Here is a 26,163-nt window from a genome sequence, read left to right on the forward strand (position 1 = left end):
AAAATTATTCAAACTATGAAAATAATAAACTACAATCTGATTATTATTGCGCTTTTGTGTGTTGTTGGATGCAGCAAAAAAGAAAATAGTAATCAGCCTCAAAAAGAAGATATGGAAAATATACAAGTTTCAGATTACGGAGTAACGGCAAAAGACGATTCCATTAAAAAATATACATTAACCAATAAAAACGGGATGAAGATGGAAGTCATTAATTTCGGTGGAATTATCACTTCACTCACGGCTCCCGACAAAAACGGAAAATATGAAGATGTCGTTTTAGGTTTCACAAAACCTGAAGATTATTTCAACGGAAATCCTTATTATTTCGGAGCGTTGATCGGACGTTACGGAAACAGGATTGCCAATGCAAAATTCACTTTGGAAGGTAAAACCTACAATATTGATAAAAATGACGGACCAAACAGTCTTCACGGTGGAAAAGAAGGTTTTCATACCAAATTCTGGAATATTGAACCTGTAAAAGATGCAAAATTCCCGACGTTGAAACTGACTTATACAAGTGCAGATGGCGAAGAAGGCTATCCGGGAAAATTGTCTACAACGGTATTCTACACATTGACAGACGACAATGCTTTGGAGATTTCTTACGAAGCAACAACGGATAAAGAAACGGTTGTTAACCTTACCCAACATTCATACTTTAATCTTTCAGGGAATTTCTCAAAAACGATTACCGACCACGAATTGCAAATCAATGCAGATAAATTCTCACCTGTGAATGAAACGTTGATTCCAACCGGCGAACAGAAGCCTGTAAAAGGAAGTCCATTTGATTTTACCACTTCAAAACCAATCGGAAAAGATATTAATGCAAATGATGACCAATTGAAAAAAGGAAAAGGCTACGATCACAACTGGATTCTGAACGGAAGCGGAATGAGAAGCATCGCAAAAGTGTATCATCCTGAATCGGGAAGAGTGATGGAAGTTTTGACAGACGAACCGGGTGTTCAGTTCTATTCCGGAAATTTCCTTGATGGGAAATTCGACACCAAAACCGGTGGGAAAAATGAATTCCGAACAGGTTTTTGCTTAGAAACCCAACATTTTCCGGATTCTCCAAACCAAGCTTCTTTCCCTTCAACAGAGCTTAAGCCAGGGCAAAAATATCAGACTAAAACGATTTATAAATTCTCAGTTAAAAAATAAATTATGGGAAACTTAGCAACAATTGATATCATCATATTTCTTGTTTATTTTGTGGTGGTAGCCGGTTACGGAATCTGGATTTACAACAGAAAAAAATCTGCAGCTACTGGCAGTAAAGATTATTTCCTTGCAGAAGGCTCACTTACCTGGTGGGCGATTGGAGCCAGTTTGATTGCGTCCAATATTTCTGCGGAACAGTTCATCGGGATGAGTGGGGAAGGATTTTTCGTGGGAATTGCTGTTGCAGCTTACGAATGGATTGCAGCGATTGCATTGATTATCATCGCCGTGTGGTTTATTCCGATTTATCTTAAAAATAAGATTTATACGATGCCGCAATTTCTGGAAACCCGGTACAACAAATCGGTTTCCCTGATTATGGCTGTTTTCTGGCTATTTCTTTATGTAATTGTAAACCTTACTTCAATTCTTTATTTGGGAGCTCTGGCGATCGATACTTTATTGGGTGGAAATAATCTTCATATCATCATGGTTGGATTGCTTCTGATGGCTTTACTGATAGGTTTGGGCGGAATGAAAGTAATCGGATATACCGATGTTATTCAGGTGGCAGTTTTGATTATCGGAGGTTTTGCAACGGTTTATATGGCATTACAGATTGTTGACCAGAGAATTAACGGAGCGGCTGTAGGAAATGCTTTTGCAGGTTTTCAGACTTTGATGAATGAAGCACCGCAACATTTTAAATTAATTCTAGACAAACCAACGACCACCACAACAACTTTGGCAATGCCGGAAAACCTGAGTGTTCAGAAATATGTGGTTTTACCAGGACTGGCGATGTATTTTGCAGGTCAGTGGATTGTAAACCTGAATTATTGGGGATGCAATCAGTACATTACTCAACGTGCTTTGGGAGCTGATTTGAAAACCGCAAGAACCGGAATTTTATTCGCAGGATTTTTGAAATTATTTATGCCCATTATCGTAATGCTTCCGGGAATTGCAGCGTATGTTTTATATACAAAAGGACATTTACCTGGCTTCAACGGGGTAAAAGATGGTGCATATTCAGCTATTTTAGGATTCTTACCAACAGGATTGAAAGGACTTGCAGTTGCAGCACTTACGGCGGCAATCGTAGCGTCTTTGGCTGGAAAAGTAAACAGTATTTCCACTATTTTCACGTTAGATATTTATAAAAAATACCTGAAAGCAGATGCCACCGAAATTGAGATGGTAAGAACAGGACGTTGGGCAATTATCATCGCAATGGCTGTTGCTTTGGCATTTACGTGGACGGATGTTTTGGGAATCGGAGGAGAAGGTGGTTTCACATTCATACAGAAATATACAGGATTTATCAGTCCGGGTGTTTTTGCGATGTTCCTTTTGGGAATGTTCTGGAAGAGAACTACAGGAACTGCAGCTTTGGTAGGAGTTCTTCTGGGCTTTTTACTTGCGATTTTCTTTAACAGTTTTGCTGTCGATATTTTCGGGAAAGAAACCTGGCTATATACGGCTTTCACGTATGAAAAATTAGAAAACGGCGTCGTTCACACCATTACAGAAATTCCATTTCTGATTAATATGGGATGGTCATTCTTTATCACAGTTGTCGTAATGATAATGATAAGTTTGGCTGGTCCGAAAGTGAATCCGAAGGCTTTTGCGATTGATGCAACGATGTTTAAAGTAGATAACAGAACTTTGATTATGATCGTAGTGACGGTTCTCTTATTGACCGCTCTTTACGTGAGATTCTGGTAGTTTTAAAATAAATAATAAATAGGATGTCGTTATGGGCATCCTATTTTTGTTAAAAGTTCTAATGTTTTTGTAATTTTAAATAAAGTTTTGAAAAAATATCTCCTTTTTATCGATACCGAAACAACTGGAATTCCGAAACGTTGGAATCTGCCTTATTCTGAAACAGAAAACTGGCCTTCAGCAATTCAGGTTTCGTGGATTATTTATGATGAAAACGGTAGAGAAGTTAAAAGAACAAATTGTTACATTGATGTTGACGATTTAAAAATTAGTGCCAAATCTTTTAAAATACACGGAATTACCAGAGAATTTTTAAGCAAAAACGGACAAGTAAGAAGTTTTGTTTTAGAAAAACTTTCAGCAGATATTCAGAAATATCAACCGTTAATTATTGGACATTTTACAGAATTTGATATTCATACGTTGAGTTGTGATTTTCATAGAGCAGGTCTGGAAAACCCTTTTCAGCAAAGTCGTTTTTACTGCACAATGTTAAAAAGCAAAGACTATATTTTAAATCCAAACGTAATTTATCTTCGTTTGAACCAGCTTTTTGAATTTCTTTTCAATAAAAAGATGGAACGCTCTCACAATGCTATGATTGATGCGGAAATGACGGCAAAATGTTTCTTTGAAATTCGTTTACGTGGAGAAATTTCAGAGGATGAACTTCAGAAAATCCATCACGAAATCGAATGTAAATTAAAATTTTTAACAAATAAGATGAAATAGCACATGGAAGAAAAAATAATTTCTTTGTTAAAAATAACAGAGCCTTTTCATCTTTTACCTGAAACGGTTCTTGCAGAGATCTCTGAAACATTGATTAAAACCGAGTTTTCTAAAGATACGCTTATTTATCGTCAGGATGTAACCGAAATGACAGGAGTAAGCATTATAGCATCCGGTGAATATGAAACCTTTTTTTTCGACGCTTCAGAAAACAAAAGAGCAGTAACCAAGCATCATAAACCTTATTGTTTTGGCGGAATTTCCATTATTCTAAACAGGGTTCGTGCATTGAAATCTGCCATAGCCAAAAAAGGAACCGTAGTTTACACTTTACCCAGAAAGGAGTTTTACGAACTGTGTAATGCCTACGAAGATTTTTTCCACTATTTCACTTCAGATTTTGGCAAAAAAATGCTGGATGAAGAGTTTTCACATTTTGTAAAAACACCCGCTACTTTCGAGGAAAGTTATTTCGCAGCTGATCAGTTGTATTCCAGAAAAATTGAAGGTATTGCTTACAAAAGCATCGTTTCGTGCGAAGAAAACACACCTGTTTTTGAAACGGCTAAAGTAATGGCAGCCAATAAGGTAAGCTGTATTTTTGTCAAAAAATCCGGGAGTGACGAGATTATTGGTTACGCGACAGATATTACCTTACGGGATAATGTCATCGCCCGTTGTCTGGATTCAAGAATAGCCATTTCAGAAGTGATGGATAATCCGATTGTCAGTATTTCCAGCGATGCCTATTTGTATGAAGCAGTTCTGATGATGTTCAAAACCAAATCAAGGTATCTTTTGGTGAAAAACAATGAAGAATATGTAGGTTTTCTGAGCAGAAACCGTTTGCTGAGCGAGCAGGCGCAAAGTCCGCTGGTTTTTATCCAGTCCGTAAAGCAGGCAGAAAATACCGAAGAACTCCGCAAAAAATGGAATCAGGTTCCGGATATTATTAATCAGCTTTTAGGAAGGGGAGTGCACGGCGAAATTGCCAGTCAGGTCATCACTACGATTGCCGACACGATAACCGGAAAAGTAATAGAAAAAATCATAAAGGAAATAGGAAAACCACCTGCGAAATTTGCCTTCATTGTTACAGGAAGCGAAGGAAGGAAAGAGCAGACGCTCAGTACAGACCAGGATAATGGGATCATCTACGAAGACAAAGCCAACGAACATAGGGAAATGGTGCGGGAATATTTTATGGATTTTGCCAAAAGAGTTTCGGACGATCTCAATACGATTGGTTTCGAATACTGCAAAGGCGGTTTTATGGCAAGCAATCCGCAATGGACGCATTCTCTTTCTCACTGGAAAAGAAATTATACCCAATGGATTGAAGAATCTGTGCCGGAAAATGCAATGAAATTTTCTACTTTTTTTGATTTCCGTTTCATTTATGGTGACGAAAATATTGTCCGTGAACTGAAAACTTTTATCAAAGAAAAACTGGTTTCACCCAATCAGGTTTTCTTTGCACATATTGCGAAAAATGCACTGCAATATGAACCTCCTTTGACTTTTTTTAAGAGGATAAAAACTCAAACCATTGGAAAATCAGAAGTTTTCGATATCAAAACGGCGATGTCTCCAATTGTGGATTTGGTGCGTGTCTACGCACTGAAAAACCATCTGGAAATGGAAAATACGGGCGAAAGAATGAAAAAACTGACTGAAATCGGAATTTTCACGCAGCAGCAATATAACGAAATGCATCAGTCTTACTATTATCTGATGGCGCTTCGGCTCAAAAATCAGGCAAATCAAATTAATACTGACAAAAAACACCCTGATAATTATGTCGAAATCAATAAACTAACGAAGATAGAAAGGGTTACTTTAATCGAAATTTTCAAAACGATTGGCAATTTTCAGCTGGGAATCAAAGTGAAATTTACCGGAAGTTTTTAAACTCAAATTTTAAACATAAAACCTTCCGATATTTTTTTATTGTATTTTTCTTCATCAAAAGTATAAAGGTAAGACCCTTTTTTAGAAGAGCTCATATCTTTTTCATTAGTTTTTACCAGAACATCCAATGCATTGATTTTGCTGGTAAAATTTCGTTTGTCATATTTTTCGTCAAAAATAGCTTCGTAAAGATTCTGGAGATCCTTCATCGTGAATTTTTTAGGGAGAAGTTCAAAGCCAATCGGCCTTGTCGTTGCCCTTCTTCTCAGTCTCAAAACGGCATCTTTTACCATTGAATTATGATCGAAAATAAGTTCAGGATGATCTTTCAGGTCAAACCATTTGGCGCTGTATTTTTCATTGATTTGAATGTTATCCTGAATATTTATTAAAGCATAATATGAAATAGACATAATTCTCGCAGTGGGCTCACGATCGATTTCTGTGTAGGTTTTCAGTTGCTCCAAATAAATATTTTCTAGTCCGGTTAAAGTATTCAGAACACGATTGGCGGCTTGGTCAGAACTTTCTTTATCATCAACAAAGCCACCCATAAGGGACCATTCTCCTTTCTTTGGCTCAAAATTTCTTTGTACCAGAAGAATTTTCAGGTTATCTCCGTCAAAACCGAAAATGATACAGTCAACTGCCACAAGATGTTTGGGATAATTAAGATAATTTTCTTCCATCAAAAATGATTTTATACAAAGTTAAATTTTTTGAGATAGATTTTATTATGAAATTTAAATAAATGTATTTGTTACACTTTATTTTTCGTGTTTTAACTTTTTTTTGAGAATTTATTGGTTCCATGTGGTGTTTTGGGTAATTATTTTTACCGTTTAAATGATTTATTTGCTGAAATTAATGTAAATCCTATATGAAGACAATGTTAAAAATATGTTAAAATTTTGATCCGGAATTTCACTCAGCTTTTTTTCAGGGATATTATTAAAATACGATAAGTCCGGATGTATATTTTTTCTGGTTTTTATAAACACACGATATGTATTTTGATAATGACGGAATTACATTTATTTAATTGATATTCTATAGTTTGTCTATTCTTGTTTTTTATGATAAGGTATGGGCTTGTAAAAGTTTTTTTTACTTATTTCAAAATGTTTTTTCAAAAGAACATATTGCTAAACGATGAAAGTTGTTTGCTATCTGAATACTTTCTTTTATTTTAGAAATGTAGAAATAACATTTATTAATGAACAAAAAATCACTGATATTACTTTTAGGCTTTACTACAATAGCTTTTGGGCAGGTAAAGAAAAATGTTAGCTACTTTCCGCTCAACAAGGTTCATCTTTCCGAAAGTATTTTCAGCAAAGCAATGCAGACGGATGAGAAATATATCCTGTCGATGGATGCAGACCGGCTTCTTGCACCCTATCTGAAAGAAGCAGGGCTGAAACCTAAAAAAGAAAACTATCCCAATTGGGAAAATACAGGATTGGATGGTCATATCGGCGGTCATTACATTTCTGCTTTAGCTTTGATGTACGCTTCAACAGGCGATCCAAAAATCAGGCAGCGTTTGGATTATATGATTGATGAATTGGAGCGGTGCCAGAATCTTTCAGGAAACGGCTATCTTTCTGGCGTTCCGAACGGTAAAAAAATCTGGAAAGAAATTGCCGATGGAAATATCCGGGCAGCGACTTTCGGTCTGAATGACCGCTGGGTTCCGTTGTATAATATTCACAAAATATATTCAGGTTTACGCGATGCTTATTGGTATGCGGATAGTGAGAAAGCAAAAAAAATGCTGATAAAGCTTACAGATTGGATGGCTGATGAAGTTTCCGCACTTTCCGATGAACAGATTCAGGATATGCTTCGCAGCGAGCACGGCGGTCTGAATGAAGTTTTTGCCGACGTTTATGACATTACAAAAAATCTGAAATATCTAAAGCTTGCCCATCGTTTTTCACATCTCGCTATTTTAAATCCGTTGTTGATTCAGGAAGATAAACTCACAGGAATCCACGCCAACACACAGATTCCAAAAGTGATTGGTTTTAAAAAAATTGCAGATTTAGAAAATAACAAAGAATGGAGCAATGCAGCAGATTTTTTCTGGACCAATGTCACTCAAAAAAGATCAGCGATCATCGGAGGAAACAGTGTGAGCGAACATTTTAACCCGATCAATGATTTCAGCGGAATGATTAAAAGTATCGAAGGTCCCGAAACCTGCAATACGTATAATATGCTGAAACTTTCCAAAGAATTGTATGCGACGAATCCAAAATCATCGTATGTAGATTATTACGAAAGAGCTTTATACAATCATATTCTCTCCACCCAAAATCCTGAAAAAGGCGGTTTTGTCTACTTCACGCCGATGCGTCCCGGTCATTACAGGGTTTATTCCCAGCCGGAAACCAGCTTTTGGTGCTGCGTAGGCTCCGGAATGGAAAATCACGCCAAATATGGTGAAATGATTTATGCGTATTCCGATGAAGATTTGTACGTGAATCTATTTATTCCATCTATTTTAAAATGGTCTGAAAAGAAATTGGTTCTAAGACAGGAAAATAATTTCCCTGAAAATCCATCAACAAAACTGATTTTTGATGTTGTTCCGAAATCAAATTTAAATTTAAAATTAAGAGCGCCGGAATGGGCAAAAGCTTCTGAAATTACAATTTCAGTGAATGGTAAAAATGTCAATGTTCCTGTAGATGCTGAAGGTTATTTTACTATTAATAAAAAATGGAAAAAAGGAGATGTTATAGAAGTGAAAATGCCGATGCATCTTTCCGCAGAGCAGCTTCCTGACCATTCGGATTATTTCGCGTTTAAATATGGCCCGATTGTTTTGGCTGCGAAATACGGAAAAGAAAATCAGGACGGACTTTTCGCCGATGACAGCAGAGGTGGACATATCGCGCACGGACCACAAATTCCTTTGAATGAAATCCCTACCATTTTGGGCAGTTCAACTTCTGTTTTAAGTCATTTGGAAACTGTTAACGAAAAAGATCTGACATTCAGATTGAAAGGTTTATACCCTCAGAATAAATTCAGCAACGGATTAGAATTGGTTCCGTTTTATAAAATTCAGGAAGAGCGTTACATCATTTATTTTCCACAGGCGAATCAGGATAAAATTGAAGCTATTCAAAAACAGAAAGCCAAAGAAGAAGAGGAAATCAGAAAACTGGATAATATCACAACCGATAAAATCCAGTTGGGAGAGCAACAGCCGGAATCCGACCATTTCATCGATAGCAAAGATTCCAGCACCGGGTATATGGAAGACCGCCATTTCCGTGAGGCAAAAGGTTGGTTCAGCTACCAGATGAGAAATAAGGATAAAAATGCAAAATACCTTTATCTTATTTATTTTGATGCCAATAACAACCGTACTTTGAATGCAGAAATCAATGGAGTGAAAGTTATTTCTAAAAATTTCGATGGAAAAATGGGCGGTTCTCCACAATCATTATTAATCCCGATTCCGGAATCAGAAAGCAGGAAAGAGATTCTTAATGTAAAATTTAATACAAATGAAAAATCGCTTACACCGAAAATCATTGAAGTAAGATTGCTGAACCAAGTGCCAGATAAAAACTAAACAGTCTTGTCAAGGTTCTAAACCTTGACAAGACTTATTTAAAAATATTTTAACCCCATATGAACAATAAACTCAACACAATTTTAAGCTTGTTTTTCTGCATATTCTGCATTTTCATTGAAGCCAAAATCAAGCTTCCGGCGCTGGTTTCAGACGGAATGGTTTTGCAGCGTAACCAAAAACTGAATGTTTGGGGAAAAGCTGATGCAGGAGAAAAAGTAGAAGTAAAATTCCTCAATAAAAAATATAAAACCACAGCCGACCAAAGCGGGAACTGGAAAATCACACTTCCCGAGCAGAAAGCCGGAGGTCCTTACACGATGACCATCAATGAAATTATATTAAAAGATATTCTCATTGGTGATGTCTGGCTCGCTTCAGGGCAATCGAATATGGAACTTCCGATGCGCAGACTGACTCCGCTTTATGCGAATGAAATCAAAAATGCAAATAATCAGAACATCAGGTTTTTTACGGTTCCTCAAAAATATAATTTTAAGTCACCTCAAACTGAGCTTGATGGCGGAAAATGGGAAGCTACAAATCCACAAACGATTCTTAATTTTTCTGGAGTTGCCTATTTTTTTGCTAAAGAATTAAGTCAGAAAAATAAAGTGGCCGTTGGAATTATTCATTCCAGTTTAGGCGGTTCTCCGATTCAGGCGTGGATGGATGAAAATTCTCTGAAAAAATATCCTGAATATCTGGACGAAGCAAAAAAATGGCAGAACGATGATTTGATAAAATCTACAGAATCTGGCGAACAGGCGTTGAGCAAGGCTTGGTACGCAGAACTCGACCAAAGCGATATCGGATTAAACCAACATTGGGAAAATTTCGACCTAAACGATTCTGATTGGAAAACAATGAACATTCCAGGTTCTTGGGAAGATAAAGAAGGTTCTTTTGAAGGTTCGGTTTGGTTCAGAAAAGAAATTAATTTAACCAAAAATCAGGCAGGAAAAGCCGCTTTTCTAAATTTAGGAAGAATAAAAGATGCAGATGTCACCTACATCAACGGAACAAAAGTCGGAAATGTAACTTATGAATATCCGCCGCGTTGGTACGATATTCCGGCAGGCGTTTTAAGAGAAGGAAAAAACGTCATTGCTGTTAGAATTTCCAACGGAAGCGGAAAAGGGCAGTTCATCACTGACAAACCTTATTACCTCGAAATTGACGGAAATAAAATCGATTTAAAAACCGAATGGAAATTTAAAATCGGTGCTAAAATGGGAAAAATGGCTCCCGGAACTACTTTCATCCGTTGGAAACCGACCGGATTGTACAATGCAATGATTAATCCGCTTATCAATTATAGCATCAAAGGCGCCATTTGGTATCAAGGCGAAAGCAACACCGGAAAACCAAAAGAATACGGCGATTTGCTGACCACAATGATTACCGATTGGCGAAACAAATGGAACCAGAAAGATTTGCCTTTCTTCACCGTACAATTAGCTAATTTTATGGAACCCAAAACACAGCCTATTGAAAGCAATTGGGCAGAATTAAGAGACCAACAGCGTCAGGTTTCGCTGAAAGTTCCAAACACCGGACTTGCCGTAATTATCGATATAGGAGAGTGGAACGACATTCATCCTTTAAACAAGAAAACAGTCGGTGACAGATTGGCATTGCAGGCGCTTAAAGTTGCCGACAAAAAGAATATCATCGCAGACGGCCCGGTTTATCAGTCAATGAAAATTGAAGGAAATAAAATTATTCTTTCCTTTAAAACCGGAACTGATGATTTTGAAAATGTTTCTGAATTGAAAGGTTTTGCCATCAAAGGAAAAGACGGAAAATACGAATGGGCAAACGCAAAAATCGAAGGCAACAATATCATTGTCTGGAACGACACCATTTCAAATCCGGTTTCAGTAAGATACGATTGGGCAGACAATCCCGACGGAAACTTAAAAAATAAAACCGGGCTTCCCGCATCGCCTTTTACTACAGAATAATTAGTAAACTATATATAATAAAAAATAAAGACAGAAGATTTTAATCTATGATCTATTTGTCTGTCATCTAATATCTAATTTCATATGAATAACTCATCTCAAAAAATATCTGTCGTTGAGAAAATCGGCTACAGTTTAGGAGATTTAGCTGCCAATCTGGTATTTCAGACTTTGGTGACGTATTTAGCTTATTTTTACACAGATATTTACGGGTTAAAACCGGAAGACGCCTCTATTATCACCCTCATCGTTGGATTATTGGCTGGTTTTGTCTTCAACCCCTTGATTGGTGCTTTGGCAGACAGAACACGAACCAAGTGGGGGAAATTCCGTCCTTGGATTTTATTAACGGCAATTCCGTTGGGTGCGGCGGCACTTTTTGCCTTCAGCACACCCGATTTTTCTTATAAAGGAAAAATGATTTATGCAGCAATTACGTACTCTGTTTTATTATTGCTTTATGCAGCCAATAATTTACCTTATGCAGCTTTAAGTGGCGTGATTACAGGCGATATGAGCGAAAGAAACAGTATTTCGTCTTACCGTTTTGTAGCCGTAATGTTTGCGCAGTTCTTCGTTCAGGTATTTATGTTACCGATTATTTTATCAGCAGGACACGGCGATAAAGCAGCCGGAATCGAGGTTGTGATGACCTGGCTGGCTGTTATCGGAACAGTAATGTTGCTCATCACTTTTCTTACCACCAAAGAAAGAGTCATTCCAAAGCCGGAGCAGGAATCTACTTTAGGTGCCGATTTAAAGGATTTAAAGAAAAACAAGCCGTGGATTATTATGTTATCTGTTACTGCATTGATTTTCATTACTTTGGCGATGAAAGGCGGTTCATATGTATATTATTTTAATAATTATGTAGACGAAACTTCACTTCAGCAGTTTATATCACCGATTACCAATTTCTTCAATTCCGTCGGGATGAATTTCTTTGGTGAAGATGCTCGTTCAGCTGGTTTCGGACTGTTTAATGCAGGCGGAATTATTATGATGATTGTCGGGATTGCTTTTTCTAAAAAATTTGCAGACAAATATGGCAAAAAAGATGCATTTATTGCTTCACTTTTTATTTCAACTTTATTTGTGCTGGCATTCATATTTTATCCTCCAAAATCGGTCGGATTGATGTTCCTGTCTCAGATTTTACACGGTTTCTTTTATGGCATCGGAACGCCCTTGCTTTGGGCAATGATTGCCGATGTCGCAGATTATTCAGAATGGAAAAACAACAGACGTGCAACAGCAATTATTTTCTCGGCAATGATGGTCGGTCTGAAAGTTGGATTAAGCATCGGAAGTTCATTAGTTGCGCTGATTATCGGAAAATACGGTTACATTTCGTCAGAAGGTGCAATGAGCGCTGTTCAGCCCGAAAGCGTTTCTACAGGAGCAAAAATGCTGGTCAGTGTATTTCCTTCCATTCCGTTCTTTTTAGCGTGTGGATTACTGATATTTTATGAAATCAACAAGAAAAAAGAAATCGAAATCGAGCACGACCTTAAAGAAAGAAGAAAAGCGAAAGATTAAAATGTAATAAAAATTTGGGCAGCTATTTCCGTCTTCCACTCCCGCTTTTTTATTTTTCGTTGCCTTCGACTAAGCTCAGGCATCGAAAAATAAAAAGAGCTCCGTTCAAGCCGGGCTGCGTGTAATTCGTCGCTAAAGAAGCCTTGTCAAGGTTCAAAACCTTGACAAGGCTGATTGAATTGCTGAGTGAAACGCCTTTGCGAACCCTGAAAAGTTTAGTAGTTTGGAAAATCTTCACGGACTTAGCGTTAAATATTAAAAAAATAATTATGAAAAAAATAGCAACATTATTAGGAATCTTAACCTTAGCTGTCTCCTGCAAAACAGCAGGTACGGCTAGTTCTGGCACCACCTTAAAAAACGCATTTAAAGATAAATTCTATATCGGAACAGCAATGAGTCTTCCGCAGATTCATGAAACAGAGGTGAAATCTGTTGAGATTATCAAAAATCAGTTTAGTTCCATTGTTGCAGAAAACTGTATGAAATCAATGTTCCTTCAACCTGAAGAAGGGAAATTCTTTTTCGACGATGCAGATAAATTTGTCGCTTTCGGGGAGAAAAATAAAATGTTCATCATCGGTCATACGTTGATTTGGCATTCGCAGTTACCCAAATGGTTTTTCGTAGACAAAGGCGGAAAAGACGTTTCTCCGGAAGTTTTAAAACAAAGAATGAAAAGTCACATTACCACCGTTGTCACCCGATACAAAGGTCGCGTAAAAGGTTGGGATGTCGTCAACGAAGCCATTATGGAAGATGGAACTTACCGTAAAAGTAAATTCTACGAAATTCTGGGCGAAGAATTTATTCCTTTAGCATTTCAGTACGCTCAGGAAGCAGACCCGAATGCAGAACTCTATTACAACGATTATAACGAATGGTATTCCGGAAAAGTTCAGACCGTGAGCAAAATGGTTCAAACTCTAAAATCGAGAGGAATCCGAATAGATGGAGTAGGAATGCAGACCCACGTTGGTCTCGATACGCCAACCCTTGACGAATACGAAAAAGCAATTCTTGACTACACAGCAAACGGCGTAAAAGTGAATGTTACTGAAATGGAAATCAGCGCACTTCCTTCACCTTGGGGAACTTCTGCCAACGTTTCCGATAAAGTAGAATATGAAGCAAAAATGAATCCTTACACAGCCGGACTTCCCGAAAATGTAAAAACAGAATGGGAAAACCGTTATCTGGATTTTTTCAGATTATTCCTGAAACATCAGGATAAAATCAGGAGAGTAACCTTGTGGGGAACTACCGATGCCCAATCCTGGAAAAATGATTTCCCGGTAAAAGGCAGAACCGATTATCCGTTACTTTTCGACCGGAATGGTGAGACAAAACCAGTGGTTGAAAAAATCATCCAATTAACAAAAGAAAAATAATGCAGCTTCAAACCTTATAGGTTTTCAAAACCTATAAGGTTTAAAAAGATTAAAAAATATTTCTCTCGCAGATTTAGCAAATCAAGCAGATCCTTGATTTCATTAATCTCCAGAATTTGAGAAAATCTAATTCAATAAAATCTATCATCCATCAGTCTATTATCTAAATATCTATATTAAAAATGAAAAAATCAAAATATCTGTTCCCGAAAGATTATATGGCAGACCCGTCCGTACATGTTTTTGAAGACAAAATTTATATTTATCCGTCCCACGACCGTGAAAGTGGAATCGAAGAAAATGACAACGGAGACCATTTTGATATGAACGATTATCACGTTTTCTCTTTGGATGATGTTGAAAACGGCGAAATCACAGACCACGGTGTCGTCCTTTCGGTAAAAGATATTCCGTGGTCTGGTAGACAGTTGTGGGATTGTGATGTGGCATTCAAAAACGGTAAATATTATATGTATTTTCCATTAAAAGATAAAAATGACATCTTCAGAATCGGTGTTGCGATAAGTGATAAACCTTATGGACCATTTATTCCGGAGAAACATCCGATGATGGGAAGTTATAGCATCGACCCTTGTATTTTTGAAGAAAACGGAAAACATTATATGTATTTTGGTGGAATCTGGGGCGGACAATTGCAGCGTTACAGAGACAACAAAGCATTGGAGTCAGCCGTAATTCCTAATGATAACGAACCTGCAATTCCTTCAAAAGTTGTTTTATTGAGCGATGATATGCTGGAATTCGGTGAAGAACCGAAAGATGTTCTGATTCTTGACGAAAACGGAAATCCATTGCTTCACGGTGACAAGCACCGCTTTTTCGAAGCGTCGTGGATGCACAAATACAATGGCAAATATTATTTTTCATATTCTACCGGCGACACCCATTTGATATGTTATGCAACCGGCGACAATCCTTATGGTCCCTTTACTTTTCAGGGAGAAATTCTGACGCCTGTCGTTGGATGGACAACTCATCACAGCATTGTTGAATTCAAAGGAAAATGGTATCTGTTCTTCCACGACTCAGTTCCAAGTGAAGGAAAAACCTGGCTCAGAAGTATGAAAGTTATTGAACTTGAATATGACAGCAATGGTAAAATTAAAACCATTGAAGGTTTAGAAGAATAATCTATAAAAAGTCCCGAAGGAACGATTTAACGAAGGATAGGATGAAATCCTATTATCAATAGAAACGGGCAATGTCATCCTGAGCTGAGTCGAAGGAAGCCCGTTTAAAGAGATACAATTTGGCTTTAGCCAAAACTTATTTAAATAAAAATTAAAAGAAAATCTAATGCGCTATTTCCGACTGTACATCCTATTATTTCTAATGATTCCATTCTCAATTTTCGCAGAAGACGGAAGTCAGCTTTGGCTTCGCTTCCCGGCTAAGAACGGAATTTCGGCAGATAAAATTATTTCCAAAGGAAACAATCCGACTCTGAATATCGCCAAAAAAGAATTGATGAATCATTGGCAGGGTCAGGAAATTGAACTTCGAACTGACAAATCATTAAAAAATCTGAAAGGCGGTTATACCATAAAATCAGTTCAGAATAAACTGGTCATTTCTGCCGAAAAAGAAATCGGATTGTTGTACGGTGTTTACCATATTTTACGTTTACAACAGACAAAATCTGCATTGGCAAATTTGAATATTACAGAAAAACCATCATATGATGTCAGGATTCTCAACCATTGGGATAATCTGGACGGAACGATTGAGCGCGGTTATGCCGGACATTCGCTTTGGAAATGGGAAGATTTGCCGAACACCATTTCGCCGAGATACGAAGAATATGCAAGAGCCAATGCATCTATCGGAATTAACGCAACTGTTCTTAACAATGTGAATGCTTCGCCCAATATGCTCCGAAAAGATTATCTTGAAAAAGTAAAAGCTCTCGCAGATATTTTCAGACCTTACGGAATCAAAGTTTATTTATCAGTCAATTTCTCATCACCGAAGGTTTTGGGTGGATTAGAAAATTCAGATCCTTTAAATAAAGAGGTTCAGAAATGGTGGAAAGATAAAGCATCAGAAATTTATAAATTAATTCCTGACTTTGGAGGTTTTTTGGTGAAGGCCAATTCCGAAGGACAACCCGGTCCGCAGGATTACGGAAGAACCCACGCAGACGGAGCCAATATGATGGCAGATGTTCTGAAACCTTACGGCGGAATTGTAATGTGGAGGGCTTTTGTGTACAGCCCAAGCAAAGAAGATCGGGCAAAACAGGCTTATCTGGAATTTGTTCCTCTTGATGGGAAATTCAGGGATAATGTTATTATTCAGATTAAAAACGGACCAGTTGATTTTCAGCCCCGTGAAGCATTCAATCCGCTTTTTGGAGCGTTGAAAAAAACTTCCGAAATGGTTGAATTTCAGATTACTCAGGAATATTTGGGATTCTCAAATCATCTGGTTTATCTCGCACCTTTGTTTAAGGAAACACTTGACAGCGATACCTATGCTGATGGAAAAGGCTCTACAATTGCCAAAATTACGGACGGAACTTTAAGACCTGCAAAATTAACCGCAATTTCTGCTGTTGCCAATATTGGTGAAGATAAAAACTGGACGGGTCATCATTTTGCACAAGCCAACTGGTATGCTTTCGGACGTTTGGCTTGGAACCACAATTTGTCTTCAGAACAGATTGCTGACGAATGGATTAAAATGACATTTACGGATAATGAAAAATTCATCAATCCAGTAAAAGAAATGATGCTGACTTCGAGAGAAACTGCCGTAGATTATATGATGCCGCTCGGTCTTCATCATATTTTCGCAGGCGGGCATCACTATGGTCCCGAACCTTGGGGAGATTATAAAGGCGGAAGACCAGATTGGTCACCGGTGTATTATCATCAGGCTAATGCAAAGGGAATTGGTTTTGACAGAACCAAAACGGGAAGTAATGCTGTTTCACAATATTTTCCTCCACTCAATGACATCTATGGAAATATCAAAACGACTCCCGAAAACCTCATTCTCTGGTTCCATCACGTTCCGTGGGATTATCAGATGAAAAACGGCAAAACGTTCTGGGAAGAACTCTCTTACAAATATGATACAGGTGTAAAAAATGTCCGCGAGTATCAAAAAGTTTGGGAGAAAGTACAGCCTTACCTTGATGAAGAACGATTCCAACATATTCAATCGAGATTAAAGATTCAGGCTAAAGATGCCGTTTGGTGGAAAGATGCTTGTCTGCTTTATTTCCAGACCTATTCAAAAATGCCGATTCCTTACGACATAGAAAGACCGGTTCACGAACTGGAGGATTTGAAGAAAATAAAACTGAATATGGGACATCATAATTAAGACTCTGACACGTAAGAATCCCTTATTATATTTTTTTTCTGATTTTTCTCTGAAATATTAAGATTATTAAATTAAATGAATCTAAAATTTCAGAGAAAATTGTACGAACAGATATTTAAGTGTAATTTTAACACTTAAACAAATTTAACAATATATACTTATGAAATTTTTTATTGACACTGCCAACTTAGAACAGATCAAAGAAGCCAACGAATTAGGAATTTTGGATGGTGTAACTACCAACCCGACATTGATGGCAAAAGAAGGAATCAGCGGAAACGAAGCGATCATTCAACATTACAAATACATTTGCGAAATTGTTGATGGTGCTATCTCAGCGGAAGTTCTTTCTACAACCTACGAAGAAATGATTGCAGAAGGCGAAATTCTTGCAGCGATCCATCCGAACATCGTTGTGAAAATTCCAATGATAAAAGACGGAGTAAAAGCTTTGAAATACTTTTCCAACAAAGGAATCAAAACCAATTGCACATTAATTTTCTCTGCCGGACAAGCTCTTTTGGCAGCAAAAGCCGGTGCAAGCTATGTTTCTCCGTTCCTGGGAAGATTGGATGATATTTCGACAGACAGTTTGAATCTTATTGAAGAAATCCGTCTTATTTTCGATAATTATGGCTACGAAACAGAGATTTTAGCAGCTTCTGTAAGACACAGTATGCACATCATCAATTGTGCAAAAATCGGTGCTGATGTCGTGACTTGTCCGATTCAGCCGATTCTTTCTTTATTAAAACATCCTTTGACAGATTCAGGATTGGAGCAGTTCGTCAAAGATTCACAAAAAATGCAATAATTTATGCAGCACGATATTTCAAAACTTAATCATATCGCTTCCCAGGTGAGAAGAGATATTGTAAGAATGGTTCACGCCTGTCAATCCGGTCATCCCGGCGGTTCGTTGGGTTGCACAGACTTTCTGGTCGCGCTTTATTTTGATGTAATGAAAAGAAAGGAAGGCTTCGATATGGAAGCTAAAGGGGAAGATGCTTTTTATCTTTCCAATGGTCATATTTCGCCTGTTTTCTACAGCGTTTTGGCGCACGCAGGTTATTTCGATAAGCCAGAACTGGCAACCTTCAGAAAACTGAATTCCAGATTACAAGGCCATCCAACCACGCACGAAGGTTTGCCAGGAATCCGGATTGCTTCCGGTTCTCTTGGTCAGGGTTTGTCGGTTGCCATCGGTCACGCTGTTGGTAAAAAACTGGATAAAGACGAGAATTTGATTTTCAGTCTTCACGGCGACGGCGAACTGCAGGAAGGTCAGAATTGGGAAGCGATAATGTATGCCTCTCACAACAAAGTTGATAATTTGATTGCAACCATAGATTACAACGGCCAGCAGATTGATGGACCCACTTCCAAAGTCCTTTCTTTGGGTAACCTTAAAACCAAATTCGAAGCCTTCGACTGGAAAGTTCTGGAAGTAGAAAAAGGAAACGATATGGAAGAAATTCTTAAAATTCTGGACCAAGCAAAATCATTGACCGGACAGGGAAAGCCGATTTGTATTCTTCTGAAAACCGGAATGGGTCACGGTGTCGATTATATGATGGGAACGCACGCTTGGCACGGAAAAGCGCCTAACGATGAGCAATTAGCAAAAGCATTAGACCAACTTGAAGAAACGTTAGGAGATTATTAGACATCATAATCAGTCAAATATTTTGGGCAGCTTTATCCGCCTTCCGTTCCCGCTTTTTTCTGTCATTGCGAACGAAGTGAAGCAATCTGTAGAACTTTTAGACCATCGCAATAACAGAAAAAGAGCTCCACTCAAGTCGGGCTGCGAGATTCAACGTTTTAGAATTATTTAACAAAGTTTAGAATGAATTCTATTAATAGAACAGAACCCGAAGGGTTCAATATCAATAGCCGTAGGTGCAACCTATGGAATTTATAACAATGTAAATCTACATTAAAATCATTTCAACAAGTAGTACAATGAAAAAATATACCTACACAGAAAAAAAAGATACCCGAAGTGGTTTCGGAGCCGGTCTTGCAGAATTGGCGGATAAAAATCCTGATGTCGTAGCCCTTTGCGCCGACCTTATCGGTTCCCTCAAAATGGAAAAATTCATCGAAAAAGCACCCGAACGTTTTTTCCAGATTGGAATTGCTGAAGCCAATATGATCGGAATTGCAGCAGGTTTGGCAATTCAAGGTAAGATTCCATTCACGGGAACATTTGCCAATTTCTCTACCGGAAGAGTTTATGACCAGATTCGTCAGTCGGTAGCTTATTCTGACAAAAATGTGAAAATATGTGCTTCTCACGCCGGCTTGACTTTGGGCGAAGATGGTGCAACACACCAGATTCTGGAAGACATCGGACTGATGAAAATGCTTCCCGGAATGACGGTCATCAACACTTGCGACTACAACCAAACCAAAGCGGCAACGATTGCGATTGCAGATTATGAAGGTCCGGTTTACCTGCGTTTTGGGAGACCTGTAATTCCTGTTTTTACTGATGAAAATCAAACATTCGAAATCGGAAAAGCCTGGATGGTCAACGAAGGAAAAGACGTAACCATCATTGCTACCGGACATTTGGTTTGGGAAGCGATAAAAGCCGGAGAAATCCTGGAAGAGCAGGGAATTGATGCTGAAATTATCAATATTCACACGATTAAACCTTTGGATGCTGAAGCAGTTTTAAAATCAGTTAAGAAAACGGGTTGCGTTGTGACTGCCGAAGAACACAACAGATTAGGTGGTTTGGGAGACAGCGTTGCTCAGCTTCTGATTACAGAATATCTTGCGCCTCAGGAATATGTTGCCGTAAACGATAGTTTCGGAGAAAGCGGAACTCCCGACCAACTGATGGAGAAATACGGTTTAACTGCAAATGACATTGTAGAAGCCGTAAAAAAAGTGATGAAAAGAAAAAAGTAATTTAGAGTTAAAAATAAACTTTCCGATTTTTGCCAATATTTCATTAATCAAAATATGAAAAAAATAAGATGGGGAATTCTGGGTACAGGAACTATTGCTCACAAGTTTGCGGCAGACCTCAAGTACGTAGAAGGTGCAGAACTGACTGCAGCCGGATCTCGCTCACTTCAAAAAGCTCAAAGTTTTTGCGAAGATTTTAACATTCCATTCAGTTTTGGAAGTTATAAAGAGCTTGCAGAAAGTAATGTGGTAGATATCATTTACATCGCAACACCGCACAACCTGCATCAAGAAAATACGTTGTTATGTCTCAATAATAGCAAAGCTGTTCTCTGTGAAAAACCATTTGCCCTGAACGCAAAACAGGCAACTGAAATGATAGAGTTATCCCGTCAGAAAAAACTGTTTTTGATGGATGCTCTATGGACAAAATTGCTGCCTCATTATCAAAAAATGATGGAGATGGTGAAAACCGGTGTTTTGGGAGACATACAAGTGGTTTTAGCTAATTTCGGTTTTCAAGCGAATGCAGACCCTGCTTCTCGTTTGCTCAACCCTGAATCAGGAGGAGGATCATTGATGGATATTGGTATTTATAATGTTTTTACAGCATTGGATGTCTTGGGTAAACCGGATGAAATTAACGTCAGCATTGTTGCCGCAGAACAAGGTGTTGATGAGCAATGTGGTATTATTTTCAAGTATGATAACGGGAGTATGGCAAGTTTGTTTTCGACTTTATCAGCCGATCTTGCTACCGAAGTAGAAATATGTGGTACATTGGGTCGTCTGAAATTAACCACCCCTTTCTATGAACCGTCGTCCACTCTGGAATATTATGCCAATGGAGAGAAAAATATTATTGGAGTAGAACAGAATGCTGGATTTGGCTACCAGTTTGAGGCACGTCATGCCACAGAATGCCTGCAAAATGGTCTTACCGAAAGTCCAATCTTAACTCACGCCGGAAGTTTGTTGCTGATGCAAACTTTAGACAGAATCCGTAATTTGTCAGGAATTGTTTTTCCTGGTGAATAAAATTAAGAGCCTGTTTAAATTGTATTCAATAAAAATTATGACGCAGAAATAATTACTAAAGAAAATATTCCTCTCCCAGATTAAGGGGATTTTGAAGATTTATTTCAGTCATAAAAATCTGCGTAATTTGTTAAATCAGCGAGATTTTAAAAATTTAAACATCCTCTATATCATTTTTTAAGAATATTACATAATTAGTAATCATTTAATTGATGAAATGGTAATTAAAATATTCTGATTAAGTTAAAGCACTATTTACAATTTTAATTTTTAAATGCCTCTTAAAAAAGCATAAATTGCAGTTATCTATGAAGGAGAAATTAATCAATCATACAACAGAAGCATTCCAGACTTTCTTCCAGTCAGAGCCGGAAAGTTTTTTTCTGGCGCCGGGAAGAATTAATATTATTGGCGAACACGTTGATTACAGTGATGGTTTTGTACTTCCTGCAGCCATTGACAAACATATTTGCTTTGCTGTAAAAAAGGTGGATGATTCAGAAATCTGTACTTTTTTTGCGAAAGATTTTAATGAATCTTTTAGCTTTAATATTCATCAAAAACAAACTCCGGTCGCACAGACCTGGGTTAATTATTTGCTGGGTGTTTTCAGCGCCATTCAAGAAAGCGGGAAAAAGATCGGCGGTTTACAAATTGCCTTCAGCAGTACCATTCCGATGGGTTCGGGTTTATCTTCATCAGCAGCTTTGGAATGCGGATTTGCTTATATTCTCAACCAGATTTTTGATTTAAATCTAACCAAGAAAGATTTGGCACTCATCGGTCAGAAATCAGAACATACCTTTGTTGGCGTAAAATGTGGAATAATGGATCAGTTTGCATCCGTTTTCGGCAAAGAACATCAAGTGATAATGCTAGACTGCAATTCTCTGGAGCATCAGTATTTTGAAGCTAATATTGAAGGTTACAGCCTGGTGCTTTTCGACAGTTGTGTAAAGCATACGCATCTTACTTCCGGCTATAACGACCGGAGAAAAGATGTTGATAACGGTAAAAAAGTATTGTGGGAAAAATTCCCGGAAGTAGAGAAATTCAGGGATTTCAGTTTTTCAATGCTTGATGCAGTGAGAAAGGAAATGGGAGAGACGTCTTACAAAAGATGCCTGTACCTTTTAAAGGAAATCAATAGGGTAGAAAAGGCTGCCAAAGCTTTATCAGAAGGTGATGTAGAATATTTAGGAAAGCTTCTAATCGAAACACATTCCGGACTTTCGACAGAATTTGAAGTGAGCTGCGACGAACTGGATTTTATGGTGGAAGAAACCTTAAAAGAAAATGGTGTTTTGGGCGCTAGAATAATGGGCGGCGGCTTTGGAGGATGCAGTATCAATCTTATTAAAGATGAAAATGTTGATGGTGTGATTAAAAACATCAGTGCAAAATACAAAGCAGATTTTAATATCGAAATGAAAGTATACCGTGTAAAAATATCGGATGGAATTAATGAATACAAAAGAAATGAAGTCGTCATTTAATCAAAAGCAGCACCCTCACAGAAGATACAATCCACTTTTAGATGAGTGGATTCTGGTGTCTCCGCAAAGAGCCAATCGTCCCTGGCAGGGACAAACCGAGAAAGCTGCCGAAGAAAAGCTTCCAGCTTACGACCCGAATTGCTATTTATGTTCTGGGAATCTGCGCGTGAATGGCGAAAGAAATCCCAATTACAAAGGTGTTTTTGTTTTTGAAAACGATTTTGGTTCTTTGATGAAAGATAATGTTGAATTTTCTGATGAACAGTCAGATTTTTTTTCATTAAAACCGGAGCGTGGGATTAACAGAGTTATCTGCTTTTCGGAAAACCATAGCTTGACTTTGCCAGAAATGGAAGTCGATGATATTAAAAAAGTGGTAGATGTTTGGCAGGAACAGTATAAAGAATTGGGAGCTGAAGATTTCATCAACCATGTTCAGATTTTTGAAAACAAAGGAAGCGTAATGGGATGTAGCAATCCACATCCTCACGGACAGATCTGGGCGCAGTCATCAATTCCGTCTACAGTTTTGAGAACGCAGGAGAATCTTAAAAAGTATTTTGAAAAGAACGGAAGTTCGCTTCTGGAAGATTATGTCAGAAAAGAATTAGAAGCTAAAGAAAGAATCATTCTGGAAAATGAGGATTTTGTCGCATTAGTTCCGTTTTGGGCAGTCTGGCCTTACGAAACAATGATTGTCAGCAAAAGAAAAGCGGAAAATATTCTTCAGTTTTCAGATTCTGAAAAGCTTTCTTTAGCTTCAATAATAAAAGATTTAACTATAAAATACGATAATCTTTTCAATATTTCCTTTCCATATTCAGCAGGGATACATCAATCTCCAACAGATGGAAAAGAGCATGCTGAATGGCATTTTCACATGCATTTTTATCCGCCTTTACTTCGAAGTGCTGAAGTAAAAAAATTTATGGTCGGCTACGAAATGCTGGCAGAACCGCAGCGCGATATAACACCGGAACAAAGTGCGGAAATATTGCAGCATCTTTCAGCGGTACATTACAAAAATGTATAAATAAAAGAGCTTACCTTTGTATTGTAAATTTTTAATTGAATTACCATCAAAAAATTCAAATGGAATTTTTTGTAAAGAATACTATTATGACAGATATTAAACTGATTGTCACAGATATGGACGGTACTTTTCTCAATTCAGATTATGAAGTAAGTCCCAACTTTCCTTCCGTATTTAAAGAACTTAAAAAAAGGAATATCCTGTTTGTCCCTGCAAGCGGCAGACAAATGCCGGGTATTACCCGATATTTTGAGGACATTAAAAATGAGATTGGTTTTATTGCAGAAAATGGAGGATATGTTATTTACAAGAATAAAGAGCTTTTCGCAGATAAATTAGACCATCAGTTTATTGTTGATATTACAGCGGCTGTCCGTGAAATTCCCGGTGCCAGAGCAGTTTTGTCTGCAAAAAAGAAAGCGTATTATGAAAGTGATGATCAGCAATTTATTGATTATTTTACAAAATATTATACTGAAAATCAAAAAGTAAATGATTTGGGAGAAGAAGTGGAGGATGATGCATTCAAGATCGCCGTTTATCATCCCGGTGGGGCTGAAAAGAATCTTTACCCTTTCCTGAAAAAGTTCCGTGGAAATAATCTGGAAGTCGTTGTGTCTGGAAAATACTGGCTTGATATTATGAATAAAGATATTAACAAGGGTAATGCCCTAGAAAAGTTACAGAATCTTCTGAATATTACACCGTCCCAAACCATGTCTTTCGGAGATTATATGAATGATATTACGATGCTGGAAAAGTCTAAATATTCTTATGCAATGGAAAATGCTCATCCCTCTGTAAAGGTGGCCGCCAGCTTTTCTACGCTTTCAAATGATGATTTTGGCGTCTTAGAAACCATCAGTGAATATTTAAAAATCCAATCCTAAGAATGTAGACAGACTTTCTTTTAGTGATAGCAAATTGACTGTGTTTTGTACCTAATAATTATAGTAGAAAGTTGATGCTTTTTATATTGGCTTTTTGTAATTTAGCTGTTTAACAAAATAAATTTACAATCGACTAAAAACAGATGATTTTGTCAATTTATAAGTTAAATTTTCGGGTAAGACAAACTAAAACCAAAAAATCAGACAAACATGGAAAAAGAATTAACTGAACTAACCGATCAGGAACTTTTAGAGAAAAGAAAAAAGAATAAATCCAACGACATAATGAATGCTGTCATCTTGGGTGTACTGATTGGTATTGCAATTTACAGCACTCTAAAGTATGGTCTCGGACTTTTTACCTTCCTTCCGCTACTTTTTGTATTGTATGCAGTTAACAAATGGAATAAAAGCAAAAAAGCATTAGAAGAGGAAATAAATGCCAGAAATCTAAAGTAAGAAATGTCACGTGAAAGGAAATTGTCAGCTGCTTGAATAAAATTCAATATATTGAATTTCAATACTGACTATACGAATGATGCGTTTTTATGGCAAATATTGTTTGGTAATTTCCGAGATATCATGCAAATTTTGTAATTTGGCATCAATTCATATTAATGGGCATGTTTACATATAGTACATTAAACAATTATGCGATATTTTATACTTCTCTTTTTTCTGTTGGTTTGTTCAAACACATTTTCACAAGACATAAAAATTAAAAAAGAAAAATGGCATTGGAACAATGAATCAAAGCAAGATACCATTGCGGGTTATGCTCAGGTTTTAAAAGTTGATAACATTCTTTATATCTCAGGCGCCGTGACAAATGATATAACTCCTGAAGGCATTACTTCGGTTTATAATGCTTTAAAAGCTTCGCTGTCTAGTTATGGTGCTACTTTTGAAAATGTGGTAAAAGAAAATTTATATACAACAGATATTGAAGCAATGAAAAAATATAACTACGTTAGAAAGATGTTTTATAAAGGAGATTTTCCAGCAGCAACATGGGTACAAATAAAACGGCTATATATGCCCAAAGCAAAGTTGGAAGTAGAATTGATTGCACATTTGCCGAAATAAATGATAGAAAAGAGTCCTGAGGGAGAAATCCGTTGTTTTTAAAACAAATTCTTTATTGAAGCCATATAACAAAGCCGGCCTAAGCCTGGTGTAAAAGCATATGTGGTATTTTCAACCTTTACTGCTGAAACTGATATATTAGAAGTTTAGTGGATAATAAAAATTTAGTTATCCAATTTAATATTGATAATACACATCAATAAAATAATATTTTGCTGTGTAATCTTCAAGTTGTAATTAATTACGGTATCCAACTTAAAATCTCGGGCAACTTCTATTTAGATTGGTGCTTTGATGTAATTAGATAATTG

The 26,163-nt window shown here is 37.3% G+C and carries 20 protein-coding genes; 19 read left to right on the top strand and 1 reads right to left on the bottom strand.

Features of this window, described 5'->3' with window-relative positions:
* The first annotated feature begins 15 nt into the window (after positions 1-15).
* The 4 genes from DRF60_RS08080 to DRF60_RS08095 all read left to right on the top strand — a co-directional run bounded on the left by DRF60_RS08080 (position 16) and on the right by DRF60_RS08095 (position 5,547).
* Positions 16-1,173: a galactose-1-epimerase gene (locus tag DRF60_RS08080; RefSeq protein WP_116011583.1), complete on the top strand. Its 1,158-nt coding sequence runs from the start codon at positions 16-18 to the stop codon at positions 1,171-1,173.
* A 3-nt stretch (positions 1,174-1,176) separates the two neighbouring features.
* Complete coding sequence (locus tag DRF60_RS08085; protein WP_116011584.1) at positions 1,177-2,904, top strand: sodium:solute symporter family transporter; 1,728 nt, start codon at positions 1,177-1,179, stop codon at positions 2,902-2,904.
* Between the two features lie 87 nt (positions 2,905-2,991).
* Entirely contained in the window at positions 2,992-3,636 is a 645-nt protein-coding gene (locus DRF60_RS08090) for a 3'-5' exonuclease (protein WP_116011585.1), read from the top strand.
* A 24-nt stretch (positions 3,637-3,660) separates the two neighbouring features.
* Positions 3,661-5,547, top strand: coding sequence for a DUF294 nucleotidyltransferase-like domain-containing protein (locus tag DRF60_RS08095; protein WP_238640104.1), 1,887 nt, complete (start codon positions 3,661-3,663; stop codon positions 5,545-5,547).
* 2 nt (positions 5,548-5,549) lie between these two features.
* On the opposite strand, the gene DRF60_RS08100 is transcribed toward DRF60_RS08095, so the two are convergent.
* The gene (locus DRF60_RS08100; protein ID WP_116011587.1) at positions 5,550-6,236 is read right to left on the bottom strand and encodes an NUDIX hydrolase; all 687 of its coding nucleotides are present in this window, start codon (positions 6,234-6,236) and stop codon (positions 5,550-5,552) included.
* 527 nt (positions 6,237-6,763) lie between these two features.
* Between DRF60_RS08100 and DRF60_RS08105 the strand changes: the two genes are divergently transcribed.
* The 15 genes from DRF60_RS08105 (at position 6,764) to DRF60_RS08175 (ending at position 25,852) form a co-directional block, all read left to right on the top strand.
* Positions 6,764-9,139 carry a glycoside hydrolase family 127 protein gene (locus DRF60_RS08105; protein ID WP_116011588.1) on the top strand — a complete coding sequence of 792 codons (2,376 nt, stop codon included), beginning with the start codon at positions 6,764-6,766 and terminating at the stop codon, positions 9,137-9,139.
* A gap of 59 nt (positions 9,140-9,198) precedes the next feature.
* A complete protein-coding gene (locus tag DRF60_RS08110; RefSeq protein ID WP_116011589.1) occupies positions 9,199-11,106 on the top strand; it encodes a sialate O-acetylesterase in 1,908 nt (635 codons plus the stop codon).
* Between the two features lie 84 nt (positions 11,107-11,190).
* Positions 11,191-12,645 carry an MFS transporter gene (locus DRF60_RS08115; protein ID WP_116011590.1) on the top strand — a complete coding sequence of 485 codons (1,455 nt, stop codon included), beginning with the start codon at positions 11,191-11,193 and terminating at the stop codon, positions 12,643-12,645.
* Between the two features lie 269 nt (positions 12,646-12,914).
* A complete protein-coding gene (locus tag DRF60_RS08120; protein WP_185144579.1) occupies positions 12,915-14,036 on the top strand; it encodes an endo-1,4-beta-xylanase in 1,122 nt (373 codons plus the stop codon).
* Positions 14,037-14,218: 182 nt separating this feature from the next.
* Positions 14,219-15,187: a glycoside hydrolase family 43 protein gene (locus DRF60_RS08125; RefSeq protein WP_116011591.1), complete on the top strand. Its 969-nt coding sequence runs from the start codon at positions 14,219-14,221 to the stop codon at positions 15,185-15,187.
* Positions 15,188-15,353: 166 nt separating this feature from the next.
* On the top strand, positions 15,354-17,387 hold the full coding sequence (locus DRF60_RS08130; RefSeq protein ID WP_116011592.1) for an alpha-glucuronidase: 2,034 nt from the start codon (positions 15,354-15,356) through the stop codon (positions 17,385-17,387).
* Between the two features lie 160 nt (positions 17,388-17,547).
* A complete protein-coding gene (gene fsa, locus DRF60_RS08135; protein WP_116011593.1) occupies positions 17,548-18,201 on the top strand; it encodes a fructose-6-phosphate aldolase in 654 nt (217 codons plus the stop codon).
* A 3-nt stretch (positions 18,202-18,204) separates the two neighbouring features.
* Positions 18,205-19,053: a transketolase gene (locus DRF60_RS08140; protein WP_116011594.1), complete on the top strand. Its 849-nt coding sequence runs from the start codon at positions 18,205-18,207 to the stop codon at positions 19,051-19,053.
* Positions 19,054-19,352: 299 nt separating this feature from the next.
* Positions 19,353-20,309, top strand: coding sequence for a transketolase family protein (locus DRF60_RS08145; RefSeq protein WP_116011595.1), 957 nt, complete (start codon positions 19,353-19,355; stop codon positions 20,307-20,309).
* Between the two features lie 54 nt (positions 20,310-20,363).
* Positions 20,364-21,347 carry a Gfo/Idh/MocA family protein gene (locus DRF60_RS08150; protein ID WP_116011596.1) on the top strand — a complete coding sequence of 328 codons (984 nt, stop codon included), beginning with the start codon at positions 20,364-20,366 and terminating at the stop codon, positions 21,345-21,347.
* Positions 21,348-21,655: 308 nt separating this feature from the next.
* Entirely contained in the window at positions 21,656-22,843 is a 1,188-nt protein-coding gene (gene galK, locus DRF60_RS08155) for a galactokinase (protein WP_116011597.1), read from the top strand.
* Positions 22,812-23,876 carry a UDP-glucose--hexose-1-phosphate uridylyltransferase gene (locus tag DRF60_RS08160; protein ID WP_317125820.1) on the top strand — a complete coding sequence of 355 codons (1,065 nt, stop codon included), beginning with the start codon at positions 22,812-22,814 and terminating at the stop codon, positions 23,874-23,876. The genes galK and DRF60_RS08160 overlap by 32 nt, the downstream gene beginning before the upstream one ends.
* Before the next feature lie 59 nt (positions 23,877-23,935).
* A complete protein-coding gene (locus DRF60_RS08165) occupies positions 23,936-24,766 on the top strand; it encodes an HAD family hydrolase (RefSeq protein ID WP_238640106.1) in 831 nt (276 codons plus the stop codon).
* A 210-nt stretch (positions 24,767-24,976) separates the two neighbouring features.
* Complete coding sequence (locus DRF60_RS08170; RefSeq protein ID WP_116011599.1) at positions 24,977-25,225, top strand: FUSC family protein; 249 nt, start codon at positions 24,977-24,979, stop codon at positions 25,223-25,225.
* A 192-nt stretch (positions 25,226-25,417) separates the two neighbouring features.
* Positions 25,418-25,852, top strand: a complete 435-nt coding sequence (locus DRF60_RS08175; RefSeq protein ID WP_116011600.1) for a RidA family protein — start codon at positions 25,418-25,420, stop codon at positions 25,850-25,852.
* Positions 25,853-26,163: the final 311 nt, after the last annotated feature.

The sequence above is a fragment of the Chryseobacterium elymi genome (assembly GCF_003385495.1).
GTDB lineage: Bacteria > Bacteroidota > Bacteroidia > Flavobacteriales > Weeksellaceae > Chryseobacterium > Chryseobacterium elymi.